This is a genomic window from Paenibacillus sp. J31P316, assembly GCF_056269105.1.
Map to the genome: position 1 here is coordinate 118,271 of NZ_JBWDNI010000012.1, position 12,846 is coordinate 131,116.

Annotated in this window: 7 protein-coding genes; all 7 read left to right on the forward strand. The window is 60.6% G+C overall.

Features of this window, described 5'->3' with window-relative positions:
• Positions 1-11: 11 nt before the first annotated feature.
• The 7 genes from AC0YNU_RS24860 (at position 12) to AC0YNU_RS24890 (ending at position 12,757) form a co-directional block, all read left to right on the forward strand.
• Positions 12-989 carry an ABC transporter permease gene (locus tag AC0YNU_RS24860; protein WP_475761378.1) on the forward strand — a complete coding sequence of 326 codons (978 nt, stop codon included), beginning with the start codon at positions 12-14 and terminating at the stop codon, positions 987-989.
• A 43-nt stretch (positions 990-1,032) separates the two neighbouring features.
• A complete protein-coding gene (locus AC0YNU_RS24865) occupies positions 1,033-1,956 on the forward strand; it encodes a carbohydrate ABC transporter permease (RefSeq protein ID WP_475761379.1) in 924 nt (307 codons plus the stop codon).
• A gap of 162 nt (positions 1,957-2,118) precedes the next feature.
• Positions 2,119-3,828, forward strand: a complete 1,710-nt coding sequence (locus AC0YNU_RS24870) for an extracellular solute-binding protein (RefSeq protein WP_475761380.1) — start codon at positions 2,119-2,121, stop codon at positions 3,826-3,828.
• A 221-nt stretch (positions 3,829-4,049) separates the two neighbouring features.
• The gene (locus AC0YNU_RS24875) at positions 4,050-6,767 is read left to right on the forward strand and encodes an alpha-L-rhamnosidase (protein ID WP_475761381.1); all 2,718 of its coding nucleotides are present in this window, start codon (positions 4,050-4,052) and stop codon (positions 6,765-6,767) included.
• 88 nt (positions 6,768-6,855) lie between these two features.
• Positions 6,856-9,198 (forward strand): glycoside hydrolase family 2 protein, encoded by a 2,343-nt coding sequence (locus AC0YNU_RS24880; protein ID WP_475761382.1) that lies wholly within the window; start codon positions 6,856-6,858, stop codon positions 9,196-9,198.
• 46 nt (positions 9,199-9,244) lie between these two features.
• Positions 9,245-11,428 carry a hypothetical protein gene (locus tag AC0YNU_RS24885; protein ID WP_475761383.1) on the forward strand — a complete coding sequence of 728 codons (2,184 nt, stop codon included), beginning with the start codon at positions 9,245-9,247 and terminating at the stop codon, positions 11,426-11,428.
• Between the two features lie 33 nt (positions 11,429-11,461).
• On the forward strand, positions 11,462-12,757 hold the full coding sequence (locus tag AC0YNU_RS24890; RefSeq protein WP_475761384.1) for a hypothetical protein: 1,296 nt from the start codon (positions 11,462-11,464) through the stop codon (positions 12,755-12,757).
• The last annotated feature ends 89 nt before the right edge of the window (positions 12,758-12,846 follow it).

Consider the following 12,846-nt stretch of genomic DNA (forward strand, 5'->3'; position numbering starts at 1 on the left):
AGGGGAGCCAAGTGGAAGCGCAAACCAATAAAAGTCCCGCTCTTCCCTACAAGGCGGACATCGACGCCGGCGCGGCCCGAAGTCAAAGCACGCTGTGGAAACGAATCCGCAAAAACCTCGATTTATATCTGTGCCTGGCACCGGGACTCATCTACTTCTTTATTTTCTGCTACATTCCGATGTTCGGACTGCTGATCGCCTTCAAGGATTACAACATGTTCGAGGGCGTCCTCCGAAGCCCGTGGAACCATTTTGCCTACTTCAAGGAAATGGTTCATCTGCCGGACCTGCACAAAATCATTCGCAACACGCTGATGCTCAACGTCCTCGGCCTCGTATTCGGCTTTCCCGCGCCGATCATCCTGGCCATTCTGCTTAACGAAGTGCGCAGCAAATACTTCAAGCGGGTGACGCAATCGCTGCTGTACCTGCCTCACTTCATGTCGTGGGTGCTCATGGGCGGCATGATCTACGCGTTGCTGTCGCCGAAGTACGGCATCATCAACCAGGCGCTGAAATGGATTGGCCTGCAGCCGGTCTATTTCATGGGCGAGAATTCCTGGTGGGTGACCGTCTTTATCGGGTCGGGCATCTGGGCGGGCGTCGGCTGGGGAACGATCATTTATTTGGCCGCGATGACGACGCTCGATCCTCACTTGTACGAGGCGGCATCGATGGACGGCGCGGGACGCTGGAAGAAGATCATGCATATCACCATTCCCGGCATCATGCCGACGATCGTCATTCTACTGATTCTGAACCTCGGCCACATGGTGTCGATCGGCTTCGAGCAGCCGTACGCGCTGATGAATCCGCTCGTGATGGACGTGGCGGACGTGCTCAGCACCTACATTTACGATCTCGGGATCCGGCAGGGCGGCTTCGGACTGACGACGGCGATCGGCATGATTCAGTCGTTGATCAATCTCGCGCTCATCCTCGCCGCGAACTACGCCGCGAACAAAATGGGCCGCGAAGGAATCTGGTAACGGCATCGGCAGTTCATTTTTCGGCAAGAAAGGGGAACATTCCATGGCGCATCAGACGGAAACGGCCGCCAGGCCGCCGCAACGCATCAGACGGCGATATTCCATGTGGGACGTAAGCTTCAACATCTTCAACTACACGATCATCAGCGTGATCGCCTTCATCTGCATCTTCCCGTTCGTCAACACGATCGCGAACGCGTTCAGCAGCAGCCATGCCATTCAATCCGGCAAAGTCTTCCTGTGGCCCGTCGGCATCCAGTTCGACGCGATGAAGTCGGTCTTCTGGGACGACAACGTGATCCGGGCCATGCTCGTCACGATCTACGTCACGGTCGTCGGCACGGCGATCAACATGGTCATGACGATCCTCACGGCGTACCCGCTCTCGCGGAGAGATCTGGTCGGGCGCAAATATTTCATGAACTACATGATCTTCACGATGATGTTCGGCGGCGGGCTCATTCCGAGCTATCTGCTCAACAAGGAGCTGGGGCTGCTCAATACGCTGTGGTCCATCATGATTCCCGGAGCCGTCAGCGCGTTCAACGTCATCATCATGAAATCGTTCTTCCAAAACATGCCCGAGGAGCTGCGCGAAGCGGCCATCATGGACGGCTGCGGCAACATCCGCTATCTGCTGCGCATCGTGCTTCCGCTCTCCGGCGCCGTCATGGCGACGATCGGCCTGTTCTATGCCGTCGGTCACTGGAACAGCTACATGGGAGCGGTCATCATGATCGACAATCCCGATTTGTATACGCTTCAGGTCCGGCTGCGGAACATTCTGCTCCTCTCGCAGATGGACACCTCGCTGGAGGTCATGCAGCAGCAGGGCAAGCTTCAGGTCATCGAGGAGTCGCTCAAGGCGGCAACCGCCGTCTTCGCCACCGTGCCGATCCTCATCGTGTACCCGTTTCTCCAGAAGTATTTCGTCAAAGGTTCTTTCCTAGGGTCCGTCAAAGGCTGACGGTCCGCCAACGAACGACAGGAACGGGAGCGGATTTCGCGGCTCTCCTAGATATAAAGGCCCGGCCGCCGGGAGAGGAAGCAGTACAGAAGCAGTACAAGGCGCGGCGTATTCCGGACCGAAGGCAACCATTCCTGTAAATCAATAAGAGGAGGAAATACGGTGGTCAAACTCAAACCGGGGGTTATGTTGATCCTTGCGCTCATCTTTGCTTTCACCATGGTGCTGGCAGGCTGTTCGAATTCCAATAACGGAAACGGCAATACGAACGGCGCGGCAGCCGGCACGAACAACGGCGCGGGCAACGGCGAAACGGCACCAGCCGACGACGAAGGAACGAAAGCGGCGAACGAACCAAAGACAGAAACGCCGGCCAAAATGACGAAGCTGCGCGTCATGATCTACGATCGGGGCAACGCGCCGGAAGGCATGAAGCTGACGGAAGCGCCGCTGATCAAATGGGCGCAGGAGCAGGTGAAGCCGCTCGGCATCGACCTCGAGTACGTGGCGGTTCCCCGCGCGGAAGCGGAAGACAAGCTGAACGTATGGCTGGCATCGGGCCAAGCGCCGGACATTATTTTCACCTACGACGTCAATACGCTGTTCAAATACGCCGAGCAGGGCGGGATTTGGCAGCTCGACGATCTGCTTGCCCAATACGGTCCGCAGATCCAGAAGAACAATCAGAAGGCGCTGGACGAATCCGGCACGTACAAAGGCAAACGCTACGCCATTCCGGCGCTTCGCGCCAACCCGCATGTCGGACCGGCGATGAAGATTCGCCAAGATTGGCTCGACAAGCTCGGCATGAAGGCGCCGACGACGGTCGACGAGCTGTATAACGTGCTGAAGGCGTTCAAGGAGAAGGATCCTGGCGGCGTAGGCAAGGATAATGTCGTACCGTTCGCGTTCCCGGCGATCGGCAAGGCGTTCATGTACGCGCTGTCCGGCGCCTTCGGCGTAAACCCTCAGTTGATGAACAACGGCACCGACATGTTCGGCGGCATCTGGCAGGACGGCAAATTCGTCTCCAACGTCGCCACGCCGAACGCGCTCGAGATGTTCAAGTTCCTGAACAAGCTGTATAAGGAAGGCCTTATTCCGAAGGAATTCGGCACCGACGTCAACAACCAGCAGTTTAATCAATACGTGGCGCAAGGCGTCACCGGATTCGTGGAAAACAACGATTCCGGCTGGGGGCTGACCGATTCCACGCGCAAAGCGGTTCCGGACGCGAGATGGATGCCGATCGATCCGCTCAAGACGGCGGACGGCAAGCAATATGCCGGCGGCGCCCCGGATTACGGCATGTCCATCATGGTGCCGAAGGCGAGCAAGGAAGAGCAGGCGATCGCCGCGGTCAAATATTTGAACTGGATGGCCGACCCGGCCAATATCATGACGCTGCAGTCGGGTATCGAAGGCGTGCATTACAAGGTTAACGCCGACGGCACGCATGAGGTTATCGATCCTGCGAAGAACGCGAAGGAAGTCGACTGGTACGCAGGTCCCGGCGACCTCGAGATCATTCAGCAGGGTCAGCCGATGAGCACGCCCGATCAGTTGAAGATCGCCGGGGAGAACGCCAAGCTGTTCGACATTGATTACTATGTCGCCGTGACGACCAAATACGATTCCGTCTTCGCGAACTTCACGCCGACTTCCGTCATTTTGACCGATCCGCGTCCGTTCGCGCAGAAGAATCAGGAGACGATCAAGAAATTCCTGAACGAATCGATCACGAAAGTCATCGTCGCCGACGATCCGGAGAAGGAATACAACGCGATGATCGCCGGCTGGAAGAAGCTCGGCGGGGAGAAATACGATCAAGAGCTGACCGACGCCTACACGCAGATCGGGTATAAGCCATAAACGTGCCGCGACCCGGCCGGCAGCAAAGGAGAAGGCCGCTGACGCGATCAGCGGCCTTTCTTTCCTTGAATGCAGAGAGCCGGCCCCGAGACGAAATCGAGCCGGAGCCGAGCCGGAGTCCGAGCTCGAGCGGAAGGCGATAATCGAGGCAAAGGCTTACGGAGCGGGAATACCCTGCTGCGCGGGCCTATCGCCGTTATGAGGAGAAGGAGGCCCGAGAGATGACGCTGCGGGTGGTTGGATTGAGAACGGAATATAGGGTCGATCCGTCCGGGATCGACGTCCTGCGGCCGCGGCTGAGCTGGCTGCTCGATTCGGATGCGCGCGGGACGGCCCAGTCGGCTTTCCGCGTGCTGGTCGCAAGCGACCCGGCGCTGCTGGAGGAAGGCCGCGCGGACGTGTGGGATTCCGGCAAGGTACGTTCGGATCGCTTGGGGCCAGTCGGTTACGACGGACCGCAGCTGCAGTCGGGGCGCAGTTACGTATGGAAGGCGAAAGCATGGGATCAGAACGACTGCGATTCGCCGTGGAGCGATCCGGCGAGCTGGAGCATGGGACTGCTGTCGCGCAGTGAATGGAAGGGGCAATGGATCGGGCTGAAGAGCGGCCATAAGCCGACGCATGAACAGCCGAAGCCGGCCGTTTACTTGCGCGGAACCTTTCGGGCAACCGGACAGATTCGGCGGGCTGTCGTTTATTGCGCCGTGCTCGGTGCCTATGAGTTGTATGCGAACGGGCGGCGTATGGAGGAGGGTACGCTGCTTCCCGAATGGACGGATTACAGCATCCGTTTGCACTATCAGGCGTTCGACGTGACCGCTTCGCTGGAGGACGGCGACAACGCGCTCGCGCTGCTTCTGGGTCACGGATGGTATTCCGGTTACATCGGCATGTTCGGTTATCAGCGCTACGGGCAGGACCCGCGCGCGCTGCTGCAGCTGAACATCGAGTACGAGGACGGCTCCCGGCAGAGCGTCGTATCCGGTACGGACTGGAAGGCATCGTTCGGGGCGCTGCTCGCGACCGATTTCCATATGGGCGAGACCTACGATGCCCGCCTCGAGCAAGAAGGCTGGACCGGAGCCGCCTTCGACGATGGCGATTGGCAGGCGGCGCAGCGATTCTACGATTATAAGGGCAGCCTGAACGGCACGGTCATGCCGCCGATTCGCTCGGTGATGACGCTGGAGCCTGTCTCGGTGACCCGCAAAGAGTCCGGACGCTATATCATCGACATGGGCCAAAACATGGTCGGCCGCCTGCGGCTGAGCCTCGGTGGAGCTGCGGGCAGCATCGTGACGGTGCGCCACGGCGAAATGCTGGATGCGATGGGCGAGCTGTACACGGACAATTTGCGGCTGACGCGTCAGACCGACACGTTTATTTTGCAGGGCGGGAAACGGGAGGAGTTCGAGCCGCATTTTACGCTGCACGGGTTCCGGTATGCGGAAATCTCCGGCTGCGATGATTTCGATGCCTCGGACGCAACCGGCGTCGTTTATTCCACCGCACTGACGGCGACGGGCTTTATGGCGACGTCGAATCCGCTGCTCGATCGGCTTGTGCAAAACATCGAATGGACGCAGCGCGGCAATTTCGTCAGCGTGCCGACGGACTGTCCGCAGCGGGACGAACGGCTCGGGTGGAGCGGCGACGCCCAGGTGTTTTTCCGGACGGCCTGCTACTTCATGGATGCGGCTCCCTTCTTCACCAAATGGATGACCGATTTGACCGATGCCCAGCGTCCGACGGGCGCGTTCACGGATTTTGCGCCGTTCATCGCCGGCGGCAAGACGGAGCACGGCGGAGACATGACGTACGACCATACCGCCTCCGCGGGCTGGGGCGACGCGGGCATTCTCATTCCGTGGATGATGTATCAGGTATACGGAGACACCGCGGTCATCGAGCGGCATTATGGCGCTATGGAACGCTGGATCGCCTTCCTGAGCGAGCGCCATCCCGGCCATCTGCGGGAGGACCTTCCGCAGTTCGGCGATTGGCTTTCGCTGGCCGAGGCGCACGGGCCGAGCGGCGAACCCAATACGGCACAGTTCTCGACGACGCCGTACGACGTGTTCGGCACCGCGTATTACGCCCATTCGGCCGACCTGCTGTCGCGAATGGCGGCTGTTATCGGCAGGCCTAAGGATGAAGAACGGTACGCAGACCTGTTCGAAGAGATCAAGGCAGCGTTTAATGCCGCGTACGTGGATGAACGGGGCCGGATCAAGGGCGATACGCAATCGGCCTACGCGCTGGCGCTGGCGATGAAGCTCCTGCCGGAGCGCAAGCGGGAATACGCGGTGCGGCGGATACTCGAGCTGCTGGAAGAGAACGGCTGGCATATGACGACCGGCATCCACGGCACCAAGCATCTGCTGACCGAGCTCGCGGAAGCCGGACGCGAGGATGCCGCCTACCGGCTGCTTAATCAGCAGGAGTATCCGTCCTGGTTCTACTCGGTGCTGCAGGGCGCGACGACGATCTGGGAGCGTTGGGACGGATGGACCGAGGAGCGCGGCTTTCAGCGGCCGGGCATGAATTCGTTCAACCATTACGCGCTCGGCGCCGTCGGCGAATGGCTGTATCGTTACGTCGGCGGAATCGATCTCGACGAGGAGCGGCCCGGCTTCCGGCATATTCGCGTTCAGCCGCGCATCGGCGGCGGCCTGGACCGCGTCGAATGCCGATACGATTCGATCGCGGGGTCGATTCAATGCGATTGGCGCTTGGCCGAGGATGGGAGGCTGGAGCTTGAGGTCGGCGTGCCGGCAGGTTCGACCGCCTCGGTGCGCATCCCGCGGAGGGACGGTCGGCGGGTCATCGAATCAGGCGCCGATGCGGCGAAGGCACCGGGCGTCACGGCTGCCGAAGAGACGGACGCCGCGTTGTTTCTGACCGTCGGCTCGGGCCATTATCGATTCATCGTGGAATAGAGGGACACGCGCTCCCGGCCCTGAATATATACTTTGAATCGATCGTAGAAGGCCGCGGCGGAATGCCGCAGCGAAGGGAGCTGCTCGGTTGAGAACAATCGGATTAAACGGCGAATGGTCATTGTTCTATTATCCGCAAGAGGAGAGGCGCATCCAGCATCCCAATGAACTGGCCGTCTCCGGGTTGAAGCCGATCGCCTGCTCGGTTCCCGGCAACGTGGAGCTGGACCTGCAGGCCGCGGGCGAGCTGCCCGATCCGCGAATTGGCGGCAATATCGGGCTGCTGCGTCAATACGAGACGTACGAATGGTGGTATCAGCGCCGCTTTACCGGTGACGAAGAGGCGGCGAAAGCAAGGACGGAGATGCTGTTCCATGGCGTTGACTGCTTCGCCACGTATTGGTTGGACGGCAAAGAGCTGGGCCGCTCCGACAACATGTTCATCGAGCATCGCTTCGATATCACCGGCATGCTGGAGCCTCGGCGCGAGCATGTGCTGACCGTGCGGCTGACGCCGGCGGTCGCCGAAGCGCTCTCGCGGACGTATGATCCGTCGAGCTTCGCGCTGCCGGTCAATTACGAGCAGCTGCGGGTGCGCAAAGCGGCGCATAGCTTCGGCTGGGACATCTTCGGACGGGCTGTGACGGCGGGTCTATGGCGTTCGGTGGAGATCGTCGTCTCCGATCCGAACGAAATCGCGGACCTTTATCCGGTGACCGTCTCGGCGGGGGAGCGGAAGGCGGAGCTGCGGCTGTTTTACAGCCTGCGCATCAATCCTTCTCTGCTGCTGCCGTCGGCCGTTGCCGGAGGCGGAGGGCTTCAGCTGCGGTTTCGCGGCGCGTGCGGGAATTCCATATTTTCGCATACCATTCCCGTGCGGTTTGCAGCCGGTTGGGCCGAATTTACCGTCAGTGATCCCAAGCTTTGGTGGCCGCGCGGTTACGGAGACCCCCATCTGTACGACATGACCGCGGAGCTCCTTCATGACGGCCGGGTGCTGGCCGTGCACCGCCAGCAGGTTGGCATTCGCACCCTCGAGCTTGTTCGTACGGACGCGGCAACGCTGGAGCGGCCCGGGCAATTCCTGTTCAAGGTGAACGGCCTGCCGATCCTGATCAAGGGCACGAACTGGGTGCCGACCGATCAGTTTCACAGCAAGGGCGCGGCCAATTACGACAAAGCCATCGCGCTTGCCGCCGATCTGAATTGCAACATGCTCCGCAGCTGGGGCGGAGGCGTCTATGAGGATCACGCGTTCTTCGATCTATGCGACCGCGAAGGCATCTTGGTATGGCAGGACTTCGCCATGGCTTGCGCGATGTATCCGCAGGATCCGGAGTTCCAAGAGACGATTCGCCGGGAGGCGACCGCGGTCGTGCGCAAGCTGCGGCGCCATCCTTCGCTGGCGGTCTGGTGCGGGGACAACGAATGCGACGAGATGTACGCGCTGCGCGGACTTGATCCGAACGACAACGTGCTGACCCGCAGGGTGCTCAAGGAGGTCGTCTTCCAGTGCGATCCGTATCGGCCGTACGTGCCGAGCTCCCCGTACATTTCGCCGGAGGCGTATGCGATGAAATCGGTGGATGCCATGCCGGAGCGCCATCTGTGGGGCGTGAGGGATTATTTCAAAAGCGTCTTCTATACGGAGGCGAAAGCGCCGTTCGCCGGGGAAATGGGCTATCACGGCTGTCCGGGGTTGTCGACGATGGAGCGGTTTCTCGACGCGCCGTTCGTCTGGCCGTGGAAGGACAACCCGCAATGGATCGCCCATGCCACCGATCCGGTAGGCACGCCGGATTCCATGTACCGGTTCCGCGTGCAGCTGATGGCGGACCAGATCAACGAGCTGTTCGGGGAATATCCCGACGAGCCGCTGCCGTTTATTATCGCTTCGCAAATCTCGCAGGCCGAGGCGAAGAAATATTTTATCGAACGCGTCCGCCTGCGCAAATGGGAACGAACCGGCGTCCTCTGGTGGAATCTGCTGGACGGCTGGCCGCAGTTCTCCGACGCGGTCGTCGACTATTACGGCGTCCGCAAGCTGGCCTATCATTATATTCGCAGGGTGCAGCAGCCGGTCTGCATCATGGTCGACGAGCCCGAGAATTGGCAGGTGAAAGTCAAGGCCGGCAACGATTCGCGCAAGCCGGCCCGCGGGAAATTCCGGGTGTGGGACGCCGACTCCGGCGAGACGCTGCTCTCGGGCGCCTACGAGGTGGAAGCGAACGGCTTGGCGGAGCTTGGCGCCATACGCGCGCCGCGCAGCGCGCAGCGGATGCTGCTGATGGAATGGGATTGCGACGGCGTGTCGTACGGCAATCATTATTTGCTCGGCAGTCCGGGGTTCTCGCTGGACCGCTATGCCGGCTGGCTGAAGGCGATTGCCGGTCTGCCGGTACCGTTCGATGCCGACGGAATCGGCAAGTAGAAAATACGATCCGTCCCGAAGGGGCGGGCGGAAGCTGGAGGATCGGATGAACAAGCAGGTCTATCTCGATTATGTCAAAGCTGCCGTAGTAGAAGGACGCAGGCAATACGAGGCTGCGATCGAAGGCTGGCGGGAATCCTACAAGCCCGATAAGTTTCTGGGCATGTACAGCCCGCCCGGCAATCTCGGGCTGCAGGCGCAGACGGAGGCTTTCCTGTATCGCATCACGGGCGAGGAGGAGTATGGCCGGTGGGCGAAGCGGGCGCTGCTCGATATCGAATCGTTCAAGGAGATCGTGCCGGAAACGATTCGCAAGCGCCATCCGGAGTATGAGCAGGGAGTTACGTCCTTCGAGCCGATGTTCCAAGGGACGCATTATCTGCAGGGTTATCTCGACTTGAAGGACTCCGGGCTGTTCTCTGCAGAAGAGAAACGGCAGGTCGAAGGCTCGATTCGCAGCGCCATGGAAGCGGTGAAGCACTATCCGGAATGGGGCGCGCATAACCGCTCCATGCTTCGCGTCTTCAACCTGGCGATGGCCGTGAAGGCGCTCGGCGACACGGACGAGACGCGCGAATGGGCGAAGCTGCGCGATTATTTGGCCGAAGAATCGTTCGGAGGATGGTCGATCGAAGATGCCGAACTCTACTTGCCGCTGTGGCTCGGTTCTACGATCATGTACGCGCAGCTGACCGAACGGGAGAACGAATACTTCGCCAAGCCGCAGACCAAGTATTATTTCGATTTTATCGCGCATCTGATCGCGCCCAACGGGCAAATTCCCGATTTCGGCGACGCGAATTTCAATTCGTTCTGGTATTTGTGGCTGGCTTGCTTGGAGAAGGGCGCGTCAAGATACCGGTGCGGCCATATGAAATACGCGGCGAGCCGGATTTACGACTATGCGATGGCGCTGCAGCAGGGACCGCCGTCGATATATCTGGCTGCCTACTTCGCCAACGCCTACGACTGGTGCGACGAGACCGTGGCGCCGGAGCGTCCGGACAGCAAGAGCGAGCTGCTGCTCGACGATCTCGTCGGCAAGAAAATCGCCTTCCGCAGCGGTTGGGACGAGGACGCTTCTTATCTGCTGCTTAATTACCGCGACGAAGGCGACTATGCGGCGGTGCCCCGCGATTATTTGCGCCGCACCATATTGGCTCCCGCGGAGAAAGCCCATCATGGCCATGCCGACGAGAACGCGGTTTGTTATCTCGTGCAGGAGCAGAACGTGCTGCTGCATGACGGCGGCTATCGCGACGGAGCGCCGAACGGCAGGTACCGCGCCGACATCTACCATAATCGGCTCGTATTCCGATATGGCGCGCCGGAAGGCCCATTGTACGACTTCATTCATGACGACGGCTCTTATAAACGGGTCACGACGGAGAAGCTGCATTTTCAGACGTTCGCCGAGCTGGACTACAGCCGGACGCGGATGGTCGACCCGCTGCGCGCCGTCGTCTGGGATCGCTGCGTGACGTATTTGAAGGAGGAAGGCGTCTATATCCTCGTCGATTGGACCGTTTCGCAGGGCGAGGGATTGCTGACAACCGCGAATTTATGGCATCCGTCGTCCGTGCTGGAGGCGGGCGATCGGCATTTCGTCGGCCAAGTGCAGCAAATCCATCAGCAGCCGAACGATCCGCAGCCGATCGAGAACCGCAAGGAGCTGGCCTTGTTGATCGAATTCCCGGAAAGCGGACGGACCATCGGCCGGGAGAAGATCCGGCGCTGCTACGCCGACAGCGACATGGTGTACGAGACGGATACGCGCGCCGTGGAAGCGGGGACGATGAACGTCTTCGTCACCGTGCTGACGCCGGTTCCGACTGGAAGCGACTGTGCGCTTCCGCTGGGACGCGTCGCCATCGCCGAGCAGCCGAAGGACAACGGCCGTCTCGGACTGCGATTCGCGTCGGGAACGCGCGAAATCGAGCTGTGCTACAAGCTCGATCTGGAAGCCGGGCTGCTGGCGACGACCGCGATTCCCAAGTACAGCTGGGAAGCCAGTCGATTGACATACGGCGCGATATCGACGGATGCCGACTTCGCCTTCGTTTGTCGAGGAGGCGGCGATTCCGGACGCTATGGCTTCGTGAACGCTTGCGGACTCGAACGGGATGGCGCGGCGCTCTTCCGAACGCCGCAAATGTCCGCGTATCAATTCGATACCTCGTCGTTCGTGACGAAGGATCATAAGTGGAGGGCATGGGACGGCTCGTTTTAAGCCCCGTGCCTGCCACAATAAGGAGGAGTGACGATGCTTCGTCCTTTCATGGAAATCGAGCATTGGGACGTCGTCGGCATGTCGGTGGAGGAATCGGCCAAGCGGCTGCAGCGGATCGCCTGGCTGGACCGGCAGCTGATGCGCATCGAAGCCGGCCATATGACGGCACGGCCCGAATACGAGATCAAAGGCGCGCTCGGCCGTCTAACCTGGCAGGACGCCGACCATTACGATCAGCTCCGGAGCCGCGGCAAACAGCTGCGGATGAGCCCGTCGGCCTTCGACAAATGTCCGGACGCCGATCTTGCTGAACTGGCGGAGCAGACCCTTCGTTCGCCGACGACGCTTTGCCTGCTCGTCGCCCTGTTCGAGGTCATCAAGCCGGCGCAGCTGGAGGCGATCGATATTTATATGAAGAAGGCGCAGCCGCTTGTCGACGAGCCGACGATTCGCCTGCTGCGGCATCAGCTCATCGATCGGGAAGCGCAGCTGGCCTGGGGCCGGGAAGCGATTGCCCATATCGCCGGGCAGGCGGACGAGGCCGAGCGCGAGCTCGCGAACCGGTGGAGAAGCTGGCTGCTTGCGCTGTTGAACGCCGCGGGAGGTCCGGACGGCAGCGGCGATCGCAAGCCGGCCGATCCGCTGCTGGCCGTTCCGGCTGAACCGTTCGCGCTGCCTTCGGCGAGCACGCGCGACGAGCGCTTCGTGACTTCGGTCGTGAAGATGCGGGGCATGGCGTTCGAAGATGACGCGCAAGGCCGTTTCCTGCAGATGATGCTGCACCGCTATTTCGAGATGTCGCCGGCCGAGGCAGTTGCTTACGTGCACTTTTCTGCTGAAGATAGGCCGTGGGCCTTCTACCGCGACACCGCGCGTCACATCTGGGACGAGGTGCGGCATTGCTGGTTCGGCGAAGCGGCGCTGCGCGCCAAGGGGTACGACGTGTATGGCTTCGAGAATTGGACCGGTTGGTACGACATGACGAGCCAGCTGTTCGAGGGGGAAGAGGCGTATACGCATTTGACGATCGCGATCGAGAAGGCGGGCATGAAGTATCCGCCCGGGAAGCGCGAGGAGTGGGAGTTTTGCCGGGACGTCGTCAAGGACCCGCTCATGACGACGTTCCAGGACTTCGACTGGGCGGACGAAGTGACGCATGCCGGCTTCGGACAGAAATGGATCGTCGACGGCGTCTTCGGAGGCGATCCTCGCCAAGCCCAGTCGGCTGCGGATGCCACGGTCGCCAAGCGTGCGGCTTATATGGACCGCTTCCGTGATGGCGGCGGCAGCGGCAGCAGCAGCTCCGACGGCGCAGCGGGCGGATATTGAGCTTAGAGGTTTTCCCAGACGCAAAAATAGCGTTACAGGATGTTGTCCCTGTAACGCTATTTACCATTCGCGTTCGCTTCTGTGCCGAA

What these genes read in the sequence shown, in the direction of transcription:
- AC0YNU_RS24865 (WP_475761379.1), top strand. Translation starts at nt 1,033, where the DNA reads ATGGCGCATCAGACGGAAACGGCCGCCAGGCCGCCGCAACGCATCAGA.
- AC0YNU_RS24875 (WP_475761381.1), top strand. Translation starts at nt 4,050, where the DNA reads ATGACGCTGCGGGTGGTTGGATTGAGAACGGAATATAGGGTCGATCCG.
- AC0YNU_RS24885 (WP_475761383.1), top strand. Translation starts at nt 9,245, where the DNA reads ATGAACAAGCAGGTCTATCTCGATTATGTCAAAGCTGCCGTAGTAGAA.
- AC0YNU_RS24890 (WP_475761384.1), top strand. Translation starts at nt 11,462, where the DNA reads ATGCTTCGTCCTTTCATGGAAATCGAGCATTGGGACGTCGTCGGCATG.